The organism is Bradyrhizobium sp. AT1, assembly GCF_001590795.1.
Lineage (GTDB): Bacteria > Pseudomonadota > Alphaproteobacteria > Rhizobiales > Xanthobacteraceae > Bradyrhizobium.
Genome location: NZ_JXDL01000001.1, coordinates 1,031,590 through 1,053,882, shown reverse-complemented (window position 1 = coordinate 1,053,882; position 22,293 = coordinate 1,031,590). Strand labels below are relative to the sequence as shown.

The 22,293-nt window shown below is 64.9% G+C and carries 21 protein-coding genes; 14 read left to right on the top strand and 7 right to left on the bottom strand.

Annotated elements, in window-relative coordinates:
- The first annotated feature begins 232 nt into the window (after nt 1–232).
- The 11 genes from SE92_RS04945 to fabZ all read left to right on the top strand — a co-directional run bounded on the left by SE92_RS04945 (nt 233) and on the right by fabZ (nt 12,073).
- Entirely contained in the window at nt 233–1,228 is a 996-nt protein-coding gene (locus SE92_RS04945) for a 30S ribosomal protein S2 (RefSeq protein ID WP_063194730.1), read from the top strand.
- A gap of 133 nt (nt 1,229–1,361) precedes the next feature.
- Entirely contained in the window at nt 1,362–2,285 is a 924-nt protein-coding gene (gene tsf / locus SE92_RS04940; RefSeq protein WP_063194729.1) for a translation elongation factor Ts, read from the top strand.
- 61 nt (nt 2,286–2,346) lie between these two features.
- Nucleotides 2,347–3,063 carry a UMP kinase gene (gene pyrH, locus SE92_RS04935; protein WP_063194728.1) on the top strand — a complete coding sequence of 239 codons (717 nt, stop codon included), beginning with the start codon at nt 2,347–2,349 and terminating at the stop codon, nt 3,061–3,063.
- Between the two features lie 67 nt (nt 3,064–3,130).
- Complete coding sequence (gene frr, locus SE92_RS04930) at nt 3,131–3,694, top strand: ribosome recycling factor (RefSeq protein WP_063194727.1); 564 nt, start codon at nt 3,131–3,133, stop codon at nt 3,692–3,694.
- Nucleotides 3,695–3,705: 11 nt separating this feature from the next.
- Entirely contained in the window at nt 3,706–4,464 is a 759-nt protein-coding gene (locus tag SE92_RS04925) for an isoprenyl transferase (RefSeq protein WP_063194726.1), read from the top strand.
- Complete coding sequence (locus SE92_RS04920) at nt 4,461–5,303, top strand: phosphatidate cytidylyltransferase (protein ID WP_157095133.1); 843 nt, start codon at nt 4,461–4,463, stop codon at nt 5,301–5,303. The genes SE92_RS04925 and SE92_RS04920 overlap by 4 nt, the downstream gene beginning before the upstream one ends.
- A 4-nt stretch (nt 5,304–5,307) precedes the next feature.
- Complete coding sequence (gene dxr / locus SE92_RS04915; protein WP_063194725.1) at nt 5,308–6,531, top strand: 1-deoxy-D-xylulose-5-phosphate reductoisomerase; 1,224 nt, start codon at nt 5,308–5,310, stop codon at nt 6,529–6,531.
- Nucleotides 6,532–6,575: 44 nt separating this feature from the next.
- Complete coding sequence (rseP, locus tag SE92_RS04910; RefSeq protein ID WP_063194724.1) at nt 6,576–7,727, top strand: RIP metalloprotease RseP; 1,152 nt, start codon at nt 6,576–6,578, stop codon at nt 7,725–7,727.
- A 175-nt stretch (nt 7,728–7,902) separates the two neighbouring features.
- On the top strand, nt 7,903–10,422 hold the full coding sequence (gene bamA / locus SE92_RS04905; RefSeq protein ID WP_063194723.1) for an outer membrane protein assembly factor BamA: 2,520 nt from the start codon (nt 7,903–7,905) through the stop codon (nt 10,420–10,422).
- 125 nt (nt 10,423–10,547) lie between these two features.
- Nucleotides 10,548–11,615, top strand: a complete 1,068-nt coding sequence (lpxD, locus tag SE92_RS04900) for a UDP-3-O-(3-hydroxymyristoyl)glucosamine N-acyltransferase (protein ID WP_063194722.1) — start codon at nt 10,548–10,550, stop codon at nt 11,613–11,615.
- Nucleotides 11,612–12,073: a 3-hydroxyacyl-ACP dehydratase FabZ gene (gene fabZ / locus SE92_RS04895; RefSeq protein ID WP_024341283.1), complete on the top strand. Its 462-nt coding sequence runs from the start codon at nt 11,612–11,614 to the stop codon at nt 12,071–12,073. Before lpxD ends, fabZ begins: the two co-directional genes overlap by 4 nt.
- Nucleotides 12,074–12,091: 18 nt before the next feature.
- On the opposite strand, the gene SE92_RS04890 is transcribed toward fabZ, so the two are convergent.
- Nucleotides 12,092–12,415: a KTSC domain-containing protein gene (locus SE92_RS04890; protein WP_063194721.1), complete on the bottom strand. Its 324-nt coding sequence runs from the start codon at nt 12,413–12,415 to the stop codon at nt 12,092–12,094.
- A 176-nt stretch (nt 12,416–12,591) separates the two neighbouring features.
- On the opposite strand from SE92_RS04890, the gene lpxA reads away from it, so the two are divergent.
- Genes lpxA through lpxB form a run of 3 tightly spaced genes read left to right on the top strand, consistent with a single transcriptional unit; the run spans nt 12,592 to nt 15,441 of the window.
- Nucleotides 12,592–13,383: an acyl-ACP--UDP-N-acetylglucosamine O-acyltransferase gene (gene lpxA, locus SE92_RS04885; RefSeq protein ID WP_063194720.1), complete on the top strand. Its 792-nt coding sequence runs from the start codon at nt 12,592–12,594 to the stop codon at nt 13,381–13,383.
- 19 nt (nt 13,384–13,402) lie between these two features.
- Nucleotides 13,403–14,260 (top strand): LpxI family protein, encoded by an 858-nt coding sequence (locus SE92_RS04880; protein ID WP_063203354.1) that lies wholly within the window; start codon nt 13,403–13,405, stop codon nt 14,258–14,260.
- On the top strand, nt 14,257–15,441 hold the full coding sequence (gene lpxB / locus SE92_RS04875) for a lipid-A-disaccharide synthase (protein WP_157095130.1): 1,185 nt from the start codon (nt 14,257–14,259) through the stop codon (nt 15,439–15,441). The genes SE92_RS04880 and lpxB overlap by 4 nt, the downstream gene beginning before the upstream one ends.
- A gap of 946 nt (nt 15,442–16,387) precedes the next feature.
- On the opposite strand, the gene SE92_RS04870 is transcribed toward lpxB, so the two are convergent.
- The 6 genes from SE92_RS04870 to SE92_RS04845 all read right to left on the bottom strand — a co-directional run.
- The gene (locus SE92_RS04870) at nt 16,388–17,155 is read right to left on the bottom strand and encodes an SDR family NAD(P)-dependent oxidoreductase (RefSeq protein WP_063194718.1); all 768 of its coding nucleotides are present in this window, start codon (nt 17,153–17,155) and stop codon (nt 16,388–16,390) included.
- A complete protein-coding gene (locus SE92_RS04865; RefSeq protein ID WP_063194717.1) occupies nt 17,152–18,267 on the bottom strand; it encodes an ABC transporter ATP-binding protein in 1,116 nt (371 codons plus the stop codon). Before SE92_RS04865 ends, SE92_RS04870 begins: the two co-directional genes overlap by 4 nt.
- Nucleotides 18,268–18,277: 10 nt before the next feature.
- Nucleotides 18,278–19,135, bottom strand: a complete 858-nt coding sequence (locus tag SE92_RS04860; protein WP_063194716.1) for a carbohydrate ABC transporter permease — start codon at nt 19,133–19,135, stop codon at nt 18,278–18,280.
- Nucleotides 19,128–20,033 carry a carbohydrate ABC transporter permease gene (locus tag SE92_RS04855; protein WP_157095127.1) on the bottom strand — a complete coding sequence of 302 codons (906 nt, stop codon included), beginning with the start codon at nt 20,031–20,033 and terminating at the stop codon, nt 19,128–19,130. The genes SE92_RS04860 and SE92_RS04855 overlap by 8 nt, the downstream gene beginning before the upstream one ends.
- Before the next feature lie 14 nt (nt 20,034–20,047).
- Nucleotides 20,048–21,334, bottom strand: a complete 1,287-nt coding sequence (locus tag SE92_RS04850) for an ABC transporter substrate-binding protein (protein ID WP_063194714.1) — start codon at nt 21,332–21,334, stop codon at nt 20,048–20,050.
- 58 nt (nt 21,335–21,392) lie between these two features.
- Nucleotides 21,393–22,293, bottom strand: a 901-nt coding sequence (locus SE92_RS04845; RefSeq protein WP_063194713.1) for an ROK family protein, incomplete at its 5' end; no start/stop codon positions are given.

The following is a 22,293-nucleotide window of genomic DNA, read 5'->3' as shown; positions in this document are numbered from 1 at the left end:
CCAAATGCTAGCCGGGTCCCGGTCGGGCGCCGGGCATTACGGGATAGGGGCTTGAGCGGGCGAAAACCGCCTCCGAAAGGCCCTTATTTCCTTGCTTCTGGCCGAAATGGCGCTATATAGCGCCGCATCTCACACGGAAGCATGGCTCACAAGGCCGTCCGGTGGCAGCCGGGGCGACAACGCTCCGTTTTGCTCACACGCTTCCGGAGGAACCAACCGGAGAATTAGAACGATGGCGCTACCCGATTTCACCATGCGTCAGCTGCTTGAAGCTGGCGTGCACTTTGGTCACCAGTCTCACCGCTGGAATCCGAAAATGGCTCCGTTCATTTTCGGCGCCCGCAACAACATCCACATCGTCGACCTCGCGCAAACCGTGCCGATGCTGCACACCGCCTTGCAGGCGGTCAGCGACACCGTCGCCAAGGGCGGCCGCATCCTGTTCGTCGGCACCAAGCGCCAGGCGCAGGACGGCGTCGCGGACGCTGCCAAGCGCTGCGCGCAGTATTTCGTCAATTCGCGCTGGCTCGGCGGCACGCTGACCAACTGGAAGACGATCTCGGCCTCGATCAAGCGCCTGCGTCATCTCGACGACGTGCTGGCGGGGGGCGATGCCTCCTCCTACACCAAGAAGGAGCGCCTGACGCTTCAGCGCGAGCGCGACAAGCTCGACCGCTCGCTCGGCGGCATCAAGGACATGGGCGGTCTGCCCGACCTGATCTTCGTGATCGACACCAACAAGGAAGACATCGCGATCCAGGAGGCCCAGCGCCTCAACATCCCGGTCGCCGCGATCGTCGACACCAATTCGGACCCCAAGGGCATCACCTATGTGGTGCCGGGCAACGACGACGCCGGCCGTGCGATCGCGCTCTATTGCGACCTGATCGCGCGCGCTGCGATCGACGGCATCTCCCGGGCCCAGGGCGATTCGGGCATCGACGTCGGCGCGTCGGCTCGTCCGCTCGCTGAAGAACTGCCGGCGGCCTCGTCGAGCGGCTTCCAGGGCCTTGCAGGCCCGCGCGGCACCGCCGATGACCTCAAGAAGCTCCCGGGCGTGTCGGGTGCGATCGAGAAGAAGTTCAACGACCTCGGCATCTTCCACTTCTGGCAGCTCGCCGAGCTCGATCACGACACCGCGCACAAGATCGGCGAAGAAGTCGGTTTGCCGAGCCGTGCGGACGCCTGGGTGGCCAAGGCCAAGGCGCTGACCGCGGAAGCGGAATAAGTCAAAAAGAGCGATGGGTTGGCCGGAGTGATCCGGCCACCATTTCAGTTGACGCGAATCCCTGAGATGGACCGCGGCGGGGCGCTTCGATGCCACGCCGCGGCGAACCAGCAGGCACAAAGGATTTTCAACGATGGCAACGATCACAGCTGCGATGGTCAAGGACCTGCGCGAGTCGACCGGCGCGGGCATGATGGACTGCAAGGCCGCGCTGACCGAAAACGACGGTAACATGGAAGCGGCGCAGGATTGGCTGCGCAAGAAGGGCCTGTCCAAGGCCGCCAAGAAGTCGGGCCGCGTTGCGGCCGAGGGTCTGATCGGCGCGCTCACCAAGGGCAACAAGGGCGTCGTGGTCGAGGTCAACTCCGAGACCGACTTCGTCGCGCGCAACGGTCAGTTCCAGGGCCTGGTCAAGATGATCGCTCAGGTCGCGTTCGACGTCGGCGCCGACGTCGAGAAGATCAAGGCCGCCAAGGTCGGTGACGTCACGGTCGAAGCTGCGATCAACGACGCGATCGCCACCATCGGCGAGAACATGACGCTGCGCCGCGCCGCTTCGCTCGAAGTGAGCCAGGGCGTTGTGGCGCACTACGTCCACGGTGCAGTCGTCGACGGCGCCGGCAAGATGGGCGTGATCGTGGCGCTGGAATCGCCCGGCAAGGCCGATGAGCTCGCCAGCCTCGGCCGCCAGATCGCGATGCATGTCGCCGCCGCCAACCCGCTGGCGCTCGATCCGTCCGGCCTCGATCCGGCGGTCGTCAAGCGCGAGAAGGACGTGCTCGCCGACAAATATCGCCAGCAGGGCAAGCCCGAGAACGTGATCGAGAAGATCGTCGAGTCCGGCCTCAAGACCTACTACAAGGAAGTCTGCCTGCTCGAGCAGGCCTTCATCCACGACACTGGCAAGTCGGTGGCGCAGGCGGTGAAGGAGGCCGAGGGCAAGGTCGGCGGCGCTGTGAAGATCGCGGGCTTTGTGCGCTATGCTCTCGGTGAGGGAATCGAGAAGCAGGAAAGCGACTTCGCAGCCGAGGTCGCCGCGGCCAGCGGCAAGAAGTAAGCGCCGGAACACCTCCTTCCGGCGTGCCGCCGGAAGCGGCGCCCGGAGAAGGAAAGTGCTCATGACTGATCCGGTCTATCGTCGCGTCGTGATCAAGCTGTCCGGCGAATATCTCGCGGGACAGCAAGGCTTTGGCATCGATCAGCCGACTGTCGACCGGGTTGCGGACGATCTGATCGCCGCCCGCAAGCTCGGATGCGAGGTCGCGGTCGTGATCGGCGGCGGCAATATCGTGCGCGGCGTCGAGGTCTCGGCCCGCGGCGTGTCACGCCCGACCGGCGACACCATGGGCATGCTCGCCACCATGATGAACTGCCTGGCGCTGGAAGCCGCGATCGAGCGGAAGGGTGCGCCGGCGCGCACGCTTTCGGCCTTCGTCATGCCCGAGATTTCCGAGCTGTTCACCCGCACTGCGGCGCACAAATACCTCGCCGAGGGCCGCATCGTGGTGCTCGGCGGCGGCACCGGCAATCCGTTCTTCACCACCGACACGACCGCGGTGCTGCGCGCCGCCGAAATCGGCGCCCAGGCGGTGCTGAAGGCGACCAATGTCGACGGCGTCTACTCGGCCGATCCGAAGAAGGATCCGTCCGCGACGCGGTTCGACCGGCTGACCCATTCGCAGGCGATCGAGGGCGGCTACAAGGTGATGGATGCGACCGCCTTCGCGCTTGCCCGCGAGACGTCGCTGCCTATCATCGTATTCTCGATCGCGGAGCCGGGGTCGATCGGCGCGATTCTGCGCGGCGTCGGCCACGGAACCATCGTCGCCGGCTGACGGCTCATCTGGTGCGCCCTTCGGGAAGGGCGGCGGGCGGTCGCCGGGATTTTGAAGGAGAAACGTGATGCCCACGGGTAATTTCGACCTCAACGAAGTGAAGCGCCGCATGCAGGGCGCCATCGCCTCGCTCAAGCACGAGCTCGGCGGCCTGCGGACGGGGCGCGCGTCCGCCTCGATGCTCGATCCGGTGCAGGTCGACGCCTACGGCAGCCACATGCCGCTCAACCAGCTTGCCACTGTCAGCGTGCCGGAGCCGCGCCTGATTTCTGTGCAGGTCTGGGACAAGTCGATGGTCAAGGCGGTGGAGAAGGCGATCGTTGATTCCAATCTCGGCCTGTCGCCCGCGACCGAAGGCCAGGTGCTGCGCCTGCGCATCCCCGAGCTCAACGAGGAGCGGCGCAAGGAACTGGTCAAGGTCGCGCACAAATACGCGGAAGCCGCCAAGGTCGCCGCGCGTCACGTCCGCCGCGACGGTCTCGACGTCCTCAAGAAGCTCGAGAAGAATCACGAGATGTCGGAGGACGACCAGAAGCGTCACGCCGACGAGGTGCAGAAGGCAACCGACGGAACCATCGCCGAGATCGACCAGTTGCTGGCCGCCAAGGAAAAAGAAATCCTCACCGTTTAAGGCCGCCTCCGATGTCCAACGCCGCCGCGCCCGCAACGGAAGGACCCGATCGGTCCGAGGCGCCCGCGCATGTCGCCATCATCATGGATGGCAACGGGCGTTGGGCGGCCGCGCGCGGTCTGCCGCGCGCCGAGGGGCATCGCCGCGGCGTCGAGGCGCTGCGCCGCGTCGTACGTGCCTCGCACGAGCTCGGCATCCGCTATCTCACCATCTTCTCCTTTTCGTCGGAGAACTGGTCGCGTCCGGCGAGCGAGATCGGCGATCTCTTCGGTCTGCTCCGCCGTTTCATCCGCAACGACCTGGCGAGCCTACATCGCGACGGCGTCAAGGTCCGCATCATCGGAGAGCGCGAGGGGCTCGAGGGCGACATCTGCGCGCTGCTCAACGAGGCCGAGGAACTGACCCGCGACAACACGCGCCTCACGCTCGTCGTCGCCTTCAATTACGGCTCGCGGCAGGAAATCGCGAAAGCGGCGCAGAAGCTCGCCCGCGAGGTCGCGGAGGGCAAGCGCGATCCTGCCACGATCGACGCCGAGACCCTCGGCGCGCATCTCGATGCGCCCGACATTCCAGATCCCGATCTTATCATCCGCACCAGCGGCGAGCAGCGCCTGTCCAATTTCCTGATGTGGCAGGCCGCCTATAGTGAGCTCGTGTTCGTGCCGATCCACTGGCCCGATTTCGACAAGGCGGCGCTGGAAAGCGCGATCGCCGAATTCGCCAGGCGCGAGCGCCGTTTCGGCGGTCTGGTCGCGAAAACCGCCTCGTGAGCGAACACGATTCCGCACCGGCCGGCGCAAAGCCAGCCCTGAGCAATCTCGTGATGCGAGTCCTCGCAGCGCTGGTGCTGGCGCCGCTGACCATTGCGATCGCTTATGTCGGCGGCTGGCTGTGGGTGTTGCTCGTCACCCTTGTCTCGATCGGCCTGCTCGCGGAATGGCTGACGGTGGTGGGCGCGGGATCGGCCGCGCTGACCGGGGCAGGGACGGTGGTCATCGCGATGATGGGGGCCGCCGTCGCTTTTGGCGGGCTCAAGACCTCCGTCGTCGTCGGCCTCATCGGCGGCGCGATCGTGACGCTGATGGCGCGCGGCAAGTTCATTTGGGCCGCGACCGGATTCGCGTATGCGGCGGCGGCGCTGCTCGCCTCGATCCTGCTGCGGAAGGATCTCGTCAACGGCTTCTCCGCGCTGATGTTCGTGCTGCTGGTGGTGTGGGCGACCGATATCGGCGGCTATTTCGCCGGCCGCAGCATCGGCGGACCGAAGCTCTGGCCGCGCGTGAGCCCGAAGAAGACCTGGGCGGGCGCTGTCGGCGGCTTTGTCGCAAGCCTTCTGGTTGCGGTCGGCTTTGCGGCTTGCGGGCTCGGAAAGATGGCGCCATTGCTGCTCGTCAGCGCCATCCTCTCGGTGGTGTCGGCGTTGGGCGATCTGTTCGAATCCGCGGTGAAGCGGCGCTTCGGCGTCAAGGATTCCAGTCACTTAATTCCCGGCCATGGTGGGCTTATGGACCGCCTGGACGGTTTTGTCGCTGCCATCCTGGCGGCTTGGATTATCGGCTTTCTCCGCCATGGTGTGCATAGCGCCGGAAGCGGTCTTATGGTTTGGTGAGGATATGAGCGCGGTCCCATTGCGTAATAACAAGGCTGCGGCGTCCACCGTCCGCAGCGTCACGGTTCTCGGCGCCACCGGCTCGATCGGCGACAGCACGATGGATCTGCTGCGGGCCTCGCCCGAGCGCTACCGGGTCGAGGCGCTGACGGCGAACAGCAACGTCGCGGCGCTGGCGAAGCTCGCGAAGGAATTTTCCGCGCGTTACGTCGCGGTCGCCGACACCTCCAAGCTCGCCGAGCTCAAGTCCGCGCTGGCGGGCACCAGCACCGAATGCGGTGCCGGCGAAAGCGCGGTGATCGAAGCCGGCGCGCGTCCTGCCGATTGGGTGATGGCGGCCGTGAGCGGCGCGGCCGGATTGAAGCCGGCGCTGGCGGCGGTCGATCGCGGCGCGCATGTCGCGCTCGCCAACAAGGAATGCCTGGTTTGCGCCGGTGATTTCTTCATGCAGCGTGCGGCCAAGGCCGGCGCCTGCATCCTGCCGGCCGATTCCGAGCACAATGCGCTGTTCCAGGCGCTCGCTTCAGGCAATCGCGATGAGCTCGTCCGCGTCATCATCACGGCGTCGGGCGGCCCGTTCCGCACCTGGAAGCCCGCCGATATCGAGCAAGCCACGCTCGAACAGGCTCTGAAGCATCCGAACTGGAGCATGGGTCAGAAGATCACGATCGATTCGGCCTCGATGATGAACAAGGGGCTCGAGGTGATCGAGGCGTCCTATCTGTTCGCGCTCTCGCCCGACGAGATCGACGTCCTCGTCCATCCGCAGTCGATCATCCACGGCATGGTCGAGTTCTCCGACCGGTCGGTGATGGCCCAGCTCGGCGCGCCCGACATGCGAACCCCAATCGCGCACTGCCTCGGCTGGCCCGATCGCATCAAGGGGCCGGCGGCCAAGCTGGACCTCGCCAAGATCGGCCAGCTGACCTTCGAGGCGCCGGATTTCGAGCGCTTCCCGGGGCTGCGCCTGGCTTTCGATTCGCTCCGGACCGGGAAGGGGGCGACCACCGTCTACAACGCGGCCAACGAGGTTGCGGTCGCCGCGTTCATCGCCGGCAAGATCCGGTTCGGCGCGATCGCCCGGCTGGTGGAGGCGACACTCGACGACTGGATCCGCAGCGGGAACCAGGCGCCCCTGACGTCCGCCGACGATGCAATCTCTGTTGACCATGTTGCTCGAAATAAAGCTGCCGCCCTATTGCCTCAAATTGCCTTAAAGGCATCCTAGATGGTTCGCGGCCAGGGCCTTGCGGCGCTGGATGAGGGAAATCGATGATCGACTTTTTCGTCCATAGTTTCAATACGTTGAGCCATGGGCTCCTCGGCTACGCGGTTCCCTTCCTGTTCGTCCTGACGATCGTCGTGTTCTTCCATGAGCTCGGCCACTTTCTGGTCGCGCGCTGGGCGGGCGTTCGTGTGTTAACTTTCTCGCTCGGTTTCGGACCTGAGCTGGTCGGTTTCAATGACCGCCACGGCACCCGCTGGAAGATCTCGGCGATCCCACTCGGCGGCTACGTCAAGTTCTTCGGCGACGAGAGCGAGGCTTCGACTCCGTCGGCCCAGACGCTCGCGGCCATGACGGCCGAGGAGCGCGCCGGCAGCTTCCACCACAAGAAAGTCGGCCCCCGCGCCGCCATCGTCGCCGCCGGGCCGATCGCCAATTTCATCCTGGGCGCGCTGATCTTCGCCGGCATGGCGCTGTACTACGGCAAGCCCAGCACGATCGCGCGGGTTGACGGCGTCGTCGCCGATGGCGCCGCGGCCGCGGCCGGCTTCAAGATCGGGGATGTCGTCGTCCAGATCGACGGCAAGCCGATCGAGAGCTTTGCCGACATGCAGCGAATCGTTGCGATGAATGCGGGTTCGGCGCTTGCCTTCCAGGTGAAGCGGGACGGTAGCATCGTATTGCTGACGGCAACCCCGGCGCTGCTCGAGCGCAAGGATCCGTTCGGCAACAGCCATCGTCTCGGTGTGCTCGGCGTCGAGCACAAATCCCAGGCCGGCGAGGCCTCGACCGCACCGGTGGGCGTCGGCGAGGCGCTCAAGATCGGGGTCGAGCAGGTCTGGTTCATCATCACCAGCACCTTCAAGTTCCTGGGCTCGCTGTTCGCCGGAAACGGCAATCCCAACGAGGTCAGCGGCGTCCTGGGAATCGCGAAGATGTCGGGGCAGGCGGCCAGCGCCGGGTTCCAGTTCGTGATCAATTTGTGCGCGGTGCTGTCGGTGTCGATCGGTCTGTTGAACCTGTTCCCGATCCCGCTGCTCGATGGCGGCCACCTCATGTTCTACGCGGCCGAAGTGGTCCGCGGCCGACCCTTGTCCGAGCGGACCCAGGAGATGGGGTTCCGAATCGGGCTGGGCCTGGTGCTGATGTTGATGGTGTTTGCGACCTACAACGACATCCTGCGGATGGCGGCATCCTGATGGAGGCTTTTTTGTGGCGTTGCTGTTGAGCAACGTCTTGGAATGAAATTGAAATCACGACGCTTTCGGCCGTTTGCGGCGTCGGCGAAATTGGCTACAAGCGGCCTCGACTTGGGGAATCTCCAGACCGGCGTTGGGGTGGGTCTGGCACGGAATGATAAGGGCGCGTTGCGCGATGAAGTTTGGACTGCGACTCCGGGGGGGCTTGCTCGCAACCCTGATCATGTTCGGCGCGCCGGTGGTTGCCCCGGTCGGGGCTGTTTTTGTGTCTTCGTCTGCGCTCGCTCAGACCGTTCAGTCGATTTCCGTCGAAGGAAATCGCCGCGTCGAGGTGGAGACCATCCGCTCCTATTTCAAGCCGGGTCCGGGCGGCCGCCTGGATCAAGGCGCCGTCGATGACGGCCTCAAGGCGTTGATCGAGACCGGCCTGTTCCAGGACGTCCGAATCAACCGTGGCCCCGGCGGGCAGATCATCGTCTCCGTGGTCGAAAACCCGGTGATCGGCCGGGTCGCCTTCGAGGGCAACAAGAAGATCAAGGACGAGCAGCTCACCACTGAGGTCCAGTCCAAGGCGCGTGGCACCTTCTCCCGCGCCATGGTGCAGTCCGACACGCTGCGAATCGCCGAAATCTATCGCCGGTCCGGCCGCTACGACGTGCGCGTCACGCCCGAGATCATCGAGCAGCCGAACAACCGCGTCGACCTCATCTTCACGGTCGAAGAGGGCGCCAAGACCGGCGTCAAGTCGATCGAGTTCGTCGGCAACAACGCGTTCTCGTCCTATCGCCTCCGGGACGTCATCAAGACGCGCGAATCGAACCTGCTGAGCTTCCTCGCCAGCGGTGACATCTACGATCCCGACCGCGTCGAAGCCGACCGCGACCTGATCCGCCGTTTCTATCTCAAGAACGGTTACGCCGACGTCCAGGTGGTGGCTGCGCTCACCGAATACGATCCGGAGAAGAAGGGCTTCAACGTCACCTTCAAGATCGAGGAAGGCGCTCAGTATCGCGTCGGTGCGGTCGACTTCCGCTCCAGCATTCCGAACTTCGATCCCTCGTCGATGCGCGGTTATTCGCGCGTCCATGCCGGCTCGCTCTACAACGTCGAATCGGTCGAGAAGTCGGTCGAGGAGATGCAGATCGAGGCCTCGCGCCGCGGCTACGCCTTCGCCGTGGTCCGTCCCGGCGGCGACCGTAATTTCGAGGCGCACACCGTCTCCGTCGTGTTCAACATCGACGAGGGCCCGCGCACCTATATCGAGCGCATCAACCTGCGCGGCAACACCCGTACGCGCGACTACGTGATCCGCCGCGAGTTCGACATCTCGGAAGGCGATGCCTACAACCGCGCCCTGGTCGACCGCGCCGAGCGGCGCCTGAAGAACCTCGACTATTTCAAGAGCGTGAAGATCACCACGGAGCCCGGCTCGTCGAGCGACCGCGTGATCCTGGTCGTCGACATGGAAGAGAAATCGACCGGCGACTTCTCGATCTCGGGCGGTTACTCCACCACCGACGGCGCGCTGGCCGAAGTCTCGATCTCCGAGCGCAATCTGCTCGGCCGCGGCCTGTTCGCCAAGGCGTCAGTGACCTATGGCCAGTATGCACGCGGCTACTCGCTGTCGTTCGTCGAGCCGTATCTGCTCGACTACCGCGTTGCGCTCGGCCTCGATCTCTATCAGCGCCAGCAGCTGTCCAACAGCTACATCTCCTACGGCACCAAGACGCTCGGCTTCTCGCCGCGCCTCGGCTTCTCCCTGCGTGAAGATCTGTCGCTGCAGCTGCGCTACTCGATCTACCAGCAGGAAATCACGCTGCCGTACTACCTGGCGAACTGTAACAATAACGCCGGCTCCGCATTCAACCCGAGCCCGGCATTTGCCGCCGCCAACGGCATCGACCTGAGCGGCACCAACGGCCTCGGCTGCTACAGCGACGGCGAAGCCTCGCTGCCGGTGCGCAAGGAGCTTGCCAACGGCAAGACCCTGACCTCGGCGCTCGGCTACACGCTGACCTACAACACGCTGGACAACAACAAGAACCCCACCGACGGTCTGCTCGTCGATTTCCGCCAGGATTTCGCCGGCGTCGGCGGCGACGTCTCCTACCTGAAGTCCGTGGTCGACGCGAAGTACTACACTCCGCTGGTGTCCGATATCGTCGGCCTTGTCCGCCTGCAGAGCGGCATGCTCAACAAGATGGGCAGCGATCTGCGCATGCTCGATCACTTCCAGATGGGTTCGAACCTCGTCCGCGGCTTTGCCCCGAACGGCATCGGCCCGCGCGATCTGAATCCATTCGGCACGCAGGACGCCCTCGGCGGCACCAAGTACTGGGGCGCTTCGCTCGAACTGCAGATGCCGTTCTGGTTCCTGCCGAAGGAAGTGGGTCTGAAGGGCGCGGTCTATGCCGATGCCGGCGGTCTCTACGACTACAAGGGACCGACCAGCTGGACCACGACCAACGAAGTCAATGCGCCGGGCTGTATCCCGTCGACGATCAATCCGTCGAGCACCGGAACCTGTACCGGCCTCGTGTATGACGACAGCAAGGTGATCCGCTCGTCGGTCGGTGTCGGCCTGATCTGGCAGTCGCCGTTCGGTCCGCTGCGCTTCGACTATGCCGTGCCGCTCAGCAAGGGTAAGTACGACCGCACGCAGGAATTCCGGTTCGGCGGCGGCACCACGTTCTAATTCGATCAGCACGGCACGATCCGGATCACTGGAGCCGGTTTCCGAAAGGGATCGTGCCATTCCAAGAGATGGGGCATGATGCGGCCTGACCGCTTCATGCCGAAGCCGGACCGCGACGGGGTGGAATGGCGCAGCCGATCTTCTTCACAAAGCCGCCTGCTTCAGCGCTGGCTGACATTGCCGCGTTGACTCAGGCACAGCTGGTCGATCCCGGCAGGGGTGGCCATGTCATTACGGGCCTCGCTTCGCTCGACGAAGCGGGCCCGATGCATTTGGCGTTCTTCGACAACCTGAAATATGCCGACGAGCTCAAGGCGACCAAGGCCGGCGCGTGCCTGGTCAGCCCGCGCTTCGAAGCGCAGGTGCCCGCGCATGTGGCCGTGCTGCGGGTGGCGCAGCCTTTCCGGGCCTTCGTCAGGCTCGCCCGGGAATGGCATGGCGATGCGCTCAGGCCGCAATCCTGGGTCGGCAATGACGGCATCGCGCCGTCCGCGATCATCGATCCCACGGCCCGGCTCGAGGACGGCGTGGTCGTCGATCCATTGGCGGTGATCGGCCCGGACGTCGAGATCGGCAGCGGCACGGTGGTCGGCGCCGGGGCGGTGATCGGTCCCGGGGTCAAGATCGGCCGGGACTGCAATGTCGGCGCCCGTACTGCCATCCAATGCGCCCTGATCGGCAACGACGTGCTGATCCATCCGGGCTGCTCGATCGGCCAGGACGGCTACGGCTTCATCTTCTTCGGTCCCGAGGGCCACCTGAAAGTGCCGCAGACCGGCCGCGTGCTGATCCAGAACAATGTGGAGGTCGGAGCCGGCACCACCATCGACCGCGGGTCCTTGCGCGACACCGTGATCGGGGAGGGCACCAAAATCGACAATCAGGTCCAGATCGGCCACAATGTGACCATCGGCCGGAATTGCCTGCTGGCGGCTCAGATCGGCCTCGCCGGCAGCCTGACCATCGGCGACAACGTGGCGCTGGGTGCCAAGGTCGGCATCAACAACCACCTCAAGATCGGCGACGGCGCCCAGGTCACGGCGATGAGCGGGGTCAAGGACGACATCCCGCCCGGCGGACGCTGGGGCGGCTTTTTTGCCAAACCGACCAAGCAGTGGTTCAAGGAGATCATCGCGGTGGAGCGTCTGGTGCGCGACAGCAAGGCCGAGGCGAAGGACGAGGGACGGGAATGACGGCGGAATCACCTGTGAAGTTCGAGCTGGTGGATATCAATGCCATCCTCCAGACCCTGCCGCACCGCTTTCCGATGCTGCTGATCGACCGCGTGATCAACATCCGCGCCGACTACAGCGGCATCGGCATCAAGAACGTCACCTTCAACGAGCCCGCCTTCCAGGGGCATTTCCCGGAGCGCCCGGTCTATCCCGGCGTCATGATGATCGAGGCGATGGCGCAGACAGCGGGCGTGATCGGCATCAAGTCGGTCGAAGGCACGGAGAAGCCGCGGGCGGTCTATTTCCTCACCATCGACAAGTGCAAGTTCCGCAAGCCCGTGCTGCCCGGCGACACCATCGAGTACCACATGCGCTCGCTTGGCCGCCGCAAGGCCATGTGGTGGTTTCACGGCGACGCCAAGGTCAACGGGCAGGTGGTTGCAGAGGCCGACGTCGGCGCCATGCTGACGGACTGAGCCGCCTCGGGCCGACGCTCACGCGTTGCAATCGTAGCGGCCGCCGGCAGCCCCGCGCCTGATATGCCGGTTGAAGAACTGGCCCATGGACGGGGCGCCCAGAAGGCGGTCGACCGTCTCGGCCGCGACGCCGCAACAGCGCGCATAGAAGCCGCCCGTCGCGACGACGAGGTCGTGCTGCGCGCGGTCGTAACAGACACGCTGGAGCACCGTGCTGCGGCTGATGTCGCGGCACTCGAATGTCGCGAGGTCGATGGTGCCGCGATCGCCGGTCTCCACCGTCTCGGACACGATCGGTGCGGCTGCGAGCTGTACGAGCAGAAACGCCAGGGTCCTGACCACGCGGGCTGAAGCTCCACATGAACGTGTTGAGGGACCGGGAAGGCCGCCTCATCCGATCCTTGAAACACGCCGAGATGATACGTCACTGGACAGATCGGGCATAGTCGCGCTAACCACCGGAAAACTGAGCGACTTCAACACATAATCAGCGCTTCCTAACGAGTAAGATTGGCTTGATGAGCACAATTGATCCCACCGCACGGGTCGCGGCCGGCGCCGCGATCGGCGAGGGCACCGAGATCGGACCCTATTGCATCATCGGCCCGAACGTCGTGATCGGCAAGAATTGCAAGCTGATCGGGCATGTGCACGTCACCGCGCAGACCACGATCGGCGACGATTGCACGATCTACCCGTTCGCCTCGCTCGGCACGCCGCCGCAGTCGCTCAGCTATCGCGGAGAACTGACGAAGCTGACGATCGGCTCGGGCTGCACCATCCGCGAATCCGTGACGATGAATGCCGGCACCGTTGCCGGCGGTGGCATCACGACCGTCGGCGATCGCGGCTACTTCATGAACTGCAGCCATGTCGGTCATGACTGCCACGTCGGCAATGACGTGATCTTCGCGACATCGGCGACGCTCGGCGGTCATTGCGAGATCGGCGACTTCGTCTTCATCGGCGGCCTGTCCGCGGTCCACCAATTTACCCGCATCGGCCCGCAGGTCATGGTCGGCGGCGTCTGCGGCGTCCGTGACGACATCATTCCGTTTGGCCTCGTCAACGGCCAATACGCGGTGCTGGAAGGTCTCAACCTGATCGGCATGAAGCGGCGCAAATTCACCAAGCAGCGGCTGGCGACGGTGCGCGGGTTCTACCAAAAGCTCTTCCACGGCCCCGGCACCTTCGCCGAACGGCTGGAGGCATCCAGGGCGCTCGCGGGCGAGGATCCGGCGATCGCCGAGATCCTCGACTTCATCGGCAAGGGCAAGCGCCCGCTCTGTCTTCCTGCCATCGCGAAGTGATGTCGAGATGGCCGCGGGCATGACATCGGCGGCTTCCGAGACGTCTTCGCCGGTCGGCATCGTCGCCGGCGGCGGCGCGATGCCGTTCGCGGTCGCGGACTCGCTTGCGGCGCGCGGCATCACGCCGGTGCTGTTTCCGCTTCGCGGGGCCTGCGATCCCGCGCGGGTGGAGAAATTCCGCCACCGCTGGATCTCGGTCGGCCAGCTCGGCCGCGCGATGCGGCTGTTTCGCGAAGAAGGCTGTCGCGACCTGATTTTCATCGGCACCTTGGTGCGGCCCTCGTTGACCGAAATAAGGTTCGACGTCACGACGCTGCGCCTGCTCGGCAACGTCGTCCGCGCCTTCCGCGGCGGCGACGATCATCTCTTGTCCGGTGTCGGCCGCATCCTCGAGCAGGGCGGCTTTCGCATGGTCGGCATCAAGGACGTCGCGCCCGATCTGCTGATGCCCGAGGGCTGCATCAGCCGCGCCTGGCCGAACGACAACAGCAAGACCGACATCGCGCGCGGCCGTGCGGTGCTGACCGCGCTCGGTCCGTTCGACATCGGCCAGGCCGCGGTGGTGATCGACGGCCATGTGGTCGCGGTCGAGGACATCGAGGGCACCGACGCACTCCTCGCGCGCGTGGCGCGGCTGCGCGAGGAGGGCCGCATCCGCGCCGCCACCGGCCGCGGCGTGCTGGTGAAAGCGCCGAAGAGCGGCCAGGATCTGCGCTTCGACCTGCCGACGATCGGCCCGCGCACGCTCGAAGGTGTTGCCGCCGCAGGACTCGCCGGTATCGCCGTCATTGCCGGCAACACCATCGCCGCCGAGCCTCAGGCAATGATTGCGCTCGCCGACGCGAAATATCTCTTCGTCATCGGCCTGCCGGCGTGATGCAGTCGCGAGATCCCAAGCGCAAGATATTCCTGATCGCCACCGAGGAATCGGGCGACCGGCTCGGCAGCGCTTTGATGAAGGTGCTGCGCCAGCGCCTCGGCGACGGCGTCGAGTTCGCAGGCGTCGGCGGCCGCACCATGGCGCGCGAAGGGCTGGAATCGCTGTTTCCGATCGAGCAGCTGTCGATCGTCGGCTTCGCCGCAGTGGTGCAGCAATTGCCGAAGATCCTGCGGCTGATCCGCGAGACGGCCGACGCCGTGCTGGAGGCCGCCCCGGACGCGCTCGTCATCATCGACAGCCCCGATTTCACCCATCGCGTCGCTCGCCGCGTGCGCGCGAAGAATTCCGCGATCCCGGTGGTCGACTACGTCTCGCCGCAGCTCTGGGCGTGGCGGCCGGGACGGGCACGGACCATGCTCGGCTATGTCGACCATGTGCTCGGCCTGTTGCCGTTCGAACCGGAGGAATACCGTAAGCTCGGTGGGCCGCCATGCAGCTATGTCGGCCATCCCCTCATCGAGCAATTGCCGTCGCTGCGGCCGAACGCGGACGAGCAGGCCCGCCGCAACGCTGAGCCGCCGGTGCTGCTGGTGCTGCCCGGCAGCCGTCGCAGCGAAGTCAGGCACCATCTCGACGTGTTTGGCGCAACGCTCGGCCGCTTGCAGGCGGACGGGCGCGCCTTCGAGCTGATATTGCCGACGATGCCGCATCTCGAAGCCACAATCCGCGCGGGCAGCGCGACCTGGCCGGTCAAGCCAAGGATCGTGACTGGCGAGAACGAGAAGCGCGCCGCGTTCCGCATCGCGCGCGCGGCGCTGGCCAAATCCGGCACGGTGACTCTGGAGCTTGCATTGTCGGGCATTCCGATGGTGACGGCCTATCGCGTCGGCGCCATCGAAGCCTTCATCCTGCGCCGCGCGATCCGCGTCTCCTCGGTGATCCTTGCCAATCTCGTGATCGGCAAGGAGGTCATTCCCGAGTTCTTGCAGGAGGACTGCACGCCGGAGAAGCTGGCGCCTGCACTCCGTGACGTGTTGACGGATTCCCCGCTGCGGCGGCAACAGGTCGAGGCCTTTGCCCAGCTGGATCAGATCATGTCGACCGGCAACAAATCGCCGAGCGTGCTCGCCGCCGACATCGTGCTGGCGACGATGCGGAAGGGCGGGAGACCAAGCTAGGCGCATTGCGAGCGTCGGCTGGCAGCGGCCGAGCGGAAGTCACGTGGTGTGAGCGCAATCGGCGGCTTTTGACCCTAAGCAGATTTCAAATCTCCACTTTGCGCTGTCTTGAAGGGAGTGGACATTGGTAGCCGCCTGGCTTTTGCCTGGCAGCATTCGGTTGATGCGCCACGGTTACGACAGCTTTCGCCTTGACACAAACGAACCGCGTTGGGTTACAATGAGTAATTGCTTATGCGGCGCCCCTCGCTCGACGGTCGCAGCTAAAGGGGGGCAATAATGAAGAACTGTCTGAAGCTCGCTACCACGATACTACTGCCCATCGCCGCTGGTTTGTTAACTAGCCCTGCACTCGCCCAAGTGAAAAATAACACGCCGCATGCCCTGGCATGCATGAAAAAGGCGGGCATTACCTACGCTGGCTGGCGTTCCGGGCACGCCGGGACACAGGCCCAGGTCGACCGTTACATCGCTTGCCGTGACCGGAAGCAGTGAGAGGAGCCATGAGACTACTCGCTGCGTTTTTGGTTCTATTCGCCAGCAGCACCGCTCGCGCGGAGAACTGGACCTGCTCGGCTCCCGGCATGGTGACAGGCTCCTATGACGGCGGCCCTACCGCCTACATTCATCTTTCAGGCTTCAACCGGGGGAGCGACTATCCCGTTCAGAAGAAGGGCAGTCGGGCGACAGGCGTCACCAAGAATGGTACCCGATTTGTCTGCACCCGGGGATGACACTGAAAGTCTTCTCCGCGCCCCTCGTGGGTTGTGGGCGATCATCAACGTGACCGGCGACATTCCGCTTGGCGTGATGCAGATCTTCGCCAAGCTATTAAGACTCCCCTGAAGGGCGAGTCAGCTTCTGGCCCAAGGGCGACCTGCGTCAACGTATGCTTCACGTCTGCTTCGGAAAATAAAGCGGACCCAACACAGATTTGCTGCGCACGCTACGCCAAGCCTGCATCCACCCGAAAACATTGTCCGGTAATGCGTTGGCTGTCATCTGAGGCGAGGAACAGCGCCATGTTGGCGATGTCCTCGGGCGTCACCGCATCCGGAACCGCCTGGCGCGCGCGCATCTCGGCGATGACCTTCTCGTCCGGATACCACAGCCGGCGTTGCCGTTCGGTGACGACCATGCCGGGCGCAATCGCGTTGACGCGGATGCGGTCGTGGCCGACCGACCGGGCCAGCGAATTGGTGAAGCCGACGATTGCAGCCTTTGCCCCGGCATAGACCGGCAGCGCCGGCGCGCCACGCATCCAGGCGATCGAGGACATGTTGACGATCGAGCCGCCGCCGTGCGCCTGCATCTGCGGCACGACCGCTTGCGCGGCGAAGAAGACGTGCTTGAAATTGACGCCGATCATCCAGTCGAACTCGCCGGGCGTCACCTCCGCCAGCGCCTGGCGCTGGTCGTTGGCGGCATTGTTGACCAGTACCGCAGCGTCACCGAGCGATCGCTGGACCTCCGCCATGGCGGCGCGCAGGGCCTCGATATCCAGGAGATCGCAGGGCACGAACAGCGGCGCGGTCCCCGCCGTGGCGGCGACCTCATCGGCTAGCACCTTGCCGGCCGCCTGGTCGATATCGAGGAACGCGACGCGGGCGCCTTGCGCGGCGAAGGCGCGCACGAAGGCGGCACCGATGCCGCTGGCGCCCCCGGTGATCAGCACCACGCGGTCCGCGAGGCTGGCATAGCTCGTCTTGGTCATGCGATCAGTCGCTCCGTCTCGGGGTCGAACAGGCAGATGCGGCGGGTGTCGAGCGCAAAGGAGGCGGAGGTGCCGGGCGTGGGGCGGACGTCCGGCGAGATGCGCGCCTGCGCCGGTTCGCCGCCGAGCCGCAGCAGGACGATGGTCTCGGCACCCGTGGGCTCGACCATCTCGACCGGCGCGGTGACGACAATTGGCGCGCTTACGGCGCCGGAGAACGCGCGGTCTCCCTCGGCGATGCATTCTGGCCTGATCCCGAACACCACCTCGCGGCCGAGATAAGGGGCTGCCGCATCGTAGCCCTGCAGCTGCAAGCGAACCTCGTCCGGCCGCCCCGCACCGATCACGACCATCGGCCCGTTGCCGTCTGCCTCGAGCCGCGCCGGCATCGTGTTCATCGGCGGCGAGCCCATGAATCGCGCCACGAACAGGTTGGCGGGATAGCGGTACACGGTATCGGGGTCGGCAAATTGCTGCACCACGCCGCGATGCATCACCGCGATCCGCGTCGCCATCGTCATTGCCTCGATCTGGTCGTGGGTGACGTAGACGATGGTTGCGCCAATACGCTGGTGCAGGCGCTTGATCTCCATCCGCATCTCCACCCGCAGCTTGGCGTCGAGGTTGGAGAGCGGCTCGTCGAACAGGAAGAGCAGGGGATCGCGCACCAATGCGCGGCCCATCGCCACGCGCTGGCGTTGGCCGCCGGAGAGCTGCGAGGGTTTGCGTCCGAGCAGCGGTTCGATCTGCAGCAGCTTCGCCACGCTGGCGACCGCCTTCTCCTGATCGGCCTTGGCGACACCCCGGCATTCCATGCCGAAGGTGATGTTCTGGCGGACCGTCATCGACGGATAGAGTGCGTAGGACTGGAACACCATGGCGATGTCCCGGTCCTTGGGCGGGATGTCGTTGACCACGCGTCCGCCGATTTCGACCGTCCCCGCGCTCGGATGATCGAGCCCGGCAACGATGTTGAGCAGCGTGGACTTGCCGCACCCGGATGGGCCGACCAGCACCGTGAACTCGCCGCTTTCGATATCGAGATCGACGCCCTTCAGCACCTCCAGATTGGCGTAGCGCTTCGACAGGGTGCGAATGCTCAGTGCTGCCATGATGACCTCGTCATTTCACGGCCCCGGCGGTGAGGCCTCGCACGAAGTATCTGCCGCCGAGGACATAGATCAACAAAGTGGGGAGCGCGGCGATGATCACAGCGGCGCTCTGCACGCCGTGCTGCGGGATATCAGCGACCGCGGCAGATAGCGCGATGAGTGCGGCCGTGACCGGCTGCTGCTGGCCGCTCGTGAACGTCACGCCATAGAGAAACTCGTTCCAGATATGCGTGAACTGCCAGATCACGGTGACGATCAGGATGGGCGGCGACAGCGGCAGGATGATGCGCCAGAAGATGCGGAAGAACCCGGCGCCGTCGATCCGCGCGGCCCTGATCAGTTCATGGGGGATAGCGACATAGTAGTTGCGGCAGAACAGCGTGGTGAAGGAGAGCCCCTGGATGGTGTGGATCAGTACGAGACCGGCCAGCGTATTGATCAACCCGATGTCCCGCAGCACGATGGTCCACGGCAAGAGGCGCATCTGCTGGGGCAGGAAAAGGCCAAGGGTGACGATGCCATAGATCCAGTTGTCGCCGCGAAAACGCCAGAGCGACACCGCGTAGCCCGCGACCGCACCGAGCAAAGTCGAGAAGATCGTCGCAGGGATCGTGACCAGCGCGGAGTTCAGCATGTAGGGCCGGATGCCGGCGCAGGTCTCGGCGACGCAGAATCCGCTCCAGGCTGCTGCGTAGTTGCTCCACGCCAGATGTTGCGGCCATCCGATCATCGAACCCTGCGCGATCTCCTCGTTGGTGCGGAGCGAGTTCAGAACGACAACAGCCAATGGCGCGAGCCATGCCGCTGCGACCAGCAGGACGATGAGGTAGATCAGGATCCGGGTCGGTGCGAAGCCTCGCTCACGCATGGGTCGCCCGCCGCCGCTGGTGATATCGCCACGCTGCATAGGGCAGCAGGACCGCGAGAAGAATGAGCAGCATCAGGACCGCCGCGGCCGCGCCGCGGCCGAGCAGGCTGCGCTGGAACATCAAATCGTAGACGACGAGGGCGGGCAGCTGGGTCGCGATTCCCGGCCCGCCATTGGTGAGCGCGCGGACGAGATCGAACGTCGAAATCGCGAACTGCAGCTGGATCACGATGACGGTGATGGTGATCGGCCAAAGCGAGGGCAGAATGATGCGCCGGTACATCCGGACTGGGCCGGCGCCGTCAATCTGCGCGGCCTTGACGATGTCGCCGTCGACGGACCTGAGGCCGGCAAGGAACAGCGCCATGGCAAAGCCCGAGGATTGCCAGATCGCGGCGATGACGATGGTCCAGATCGCCATGTCGCGGTCGATCAGCCAGTCGAACCTGAACGAGCTCCAGCCGAGGTCGTGGACCAGCTTCTGGATGCCGAGGCCGGGATTGAGCAGCCAGCTCCAGACGGTGCCGGTGACCACGAACGACACGGCGAGGGGATAGAGGAAGATCGATCGCAGCACGTTCTCGCCGCGAATCCGCTGATCGAGCAGGATCGCAAGGACGAGGCCGGTCGCCGCGCTCAACACCACGAAAGAGATGCCGAACAGCAGCAGATTGTCGAAAGCGATCTGCCAGTTCCGAGATGCCGCGACCGCCGAATAGTTGCGCAAGCCTACCCAGCCCGTAACCGGGACCAGGGTTGACGGAGTGAACGAGATCCAGATCGTCCACAGTGAGAACGAGATGAGGTGCGCTGCGGACAGCAGCAGCGGCACCCAGATCATTAGATATTCGGGCAGCCGGCGCACCCATTCGGGAAGCGCCGACCGGCCCGGTCTCATCGCGGCGGCATTGCTCAACGCGAACCCTCGACGGCCTCGGCGAGGCGCGTGGCCGCCTGCTCGGGCTTGATCGTCTTGTTTTTCACGTACTCCGTGATGACGTCGATCATCGCGGCCGTCATGCCGTTTTCCTGCGCCATGTTGTGCGCCATGCTGAGCACGGCCTGGTTGCTGGCGATGGCGTCCTTCAGGGCCTTTGCGGTCGTTCGTTGCCCTTCCGACCAGCCTTCGCCGGAGAGATCGACGTCGGTGCGCACGGGGATCGATCCCGTGATCTGCGAGTACATGGTCTGAATCGCGGGATCCATGACGAGCTGGGCCATCAGCGTCTGGCCGGCTTGCAAATCCGCGTCCTTGCGCTGCCAGAAGATGAAGGCGTCGGCATTGAGCAGGAACACCGGCTTGCCGTTGTCGCTGGGGCCTGGCGCGATCGTGAAGTCCTCGAGCTTGAAGCCGGCGTTGCGCAGCACGCCTTGCGCCCAGCCGCCCATGATCATCATGCCCATGTCGCCGTCGATGAAGCGCTTCAAATTGGTCGAGAAGTGCTGGGCGCCGACATTGGGGTCCATCCAGTCGGCGATCTTGCGCACCTGCGCGAACGCAGCCTTGATCTCGGGACCCTCGAGAGCCTTCTTCTCGAGATTCATGATGGCGGCGCGGTAGGCCAGGGGACTGATGCCGGCGAGTGCGGCCTCGAATTTCTGTCCGTCGTCCGGGCGGGTGCCGCCGTTGGCGACGGGATAGGCGACGCCGCCCGCTTTCATTTTTTCGGCGAGGTCGTTGAACTCCGCCCAGGTGACGGGGATCTTGTCGGCCTTGGCCTTGTCCATTGCGCGTTTGGACAGGAACAGCATGTTGGTGCTGTAGATCTGCAAGGGCAGCGCGATCCATTTGCCGCCCGGCTTGTGCAGCTTCGCAAGGTCTGGAGCGACGACTTTCTCGTAACCGGCGGCCGCGACGACGGCGTCGAGATCGACGGTCGGGGCAATCTTCGACCAGGCCGCAATCTCGGGGCCCTTGAGCTGCGAGCAGGCCGGGGGATCGCCGGCCATGATCTGCGCGCGCAGCTTGTTCATCATCTCGGTGGTGAAGCCGGGGACGGGCGAATGCTGCCACACGCCGCCTTTCTCCTCGAACTTCTTGCCGAGCGCGGTGATGGCTGCGCCGTCGCTGCCTGCGGACCATTGCGAGATCACGGTCAGGCGCGGCTTGGCCGCGCCTTGCGCGCGGGCAAATGCAGGCAGTGCGAGCGTGGCAACGGACCCAGCGAGCAGACGACGCCTTGTTGTTGTGATCGGCATGGCAGTTCCTCCCGGTGTGAAATCTCGGCGCGTGTGGGCCGTGCAGGCTCAGCGCATGTCAGGCCGCCTCCGTCGAGGCCGCGGGCATGCCGCCACGATTGGCGAGACAAAAGGCGGCGAAGGCGAGCGCAGCCTGCGGATCGTTGCCGGTCGAGGGCGGCACGAAGGCGAGGGACACCTGCGCCAATTTGCGTCCGCCCAGCAGGCAGGCATCGATGCCCTCGACCACGGCGTTGCGATCCTCGTCGGCGAGAAGCGACGGCCAGCCGCTGATGGCAACGCCACTGCACGGTTTCACGTTCAGCGTGTTGCCGATCGCAAGGCCGAGCCGGAACAAGCGCCGGCGCAGCTCTTGCCGCACGCGCGATGAGATCGGGATCGTGCTCACCCATTCGCTGCCGAGCTGGAGCAATTCGGCCTCGGCAATACCGAGAAGCTCGGCAAGCGCGGGAAGCGACGTGTACGCCTCGACGCAGCCATGATGGCCGCAGCGACAACGCGGCCCGTCGGCACCGAACACCATGTGTCCGAGCTCGACCGGCTGAAGGTTGTCGGCTTCGGTCGGATCATCCATCCAGGCGCCGGCAACGCCCTGGCTGACGAAGACGAACAGGTGGGTGTCGCTGAATGGATAATTCTCGGTGCGGCAGCGGTGGAAGGTGGCGTGGGCGACCACCGAATTGGTGAACGCGAGCGGCACGTCGGCGAACATCTCGCCGAACATGCCGCTGATGCGCCCGATATCGCAGGGAATGATCGGATTGACCGATATGCTGAAACGGCCAAGGCCTGGAATGGAGACGCCGATCTGGGCGAGGGTGATCCGGCGGCGTCGCGTCCAGTCGCGCAACAATGTCATGGCGTCGCGAAACGCCCGGCCGACGCTCTCGACGGTTGGCGTCTTCGGCAGGTTCACGCGCTCGGTATAGTGCAGCTCGCCCGAGAGGCCGCCGACACCG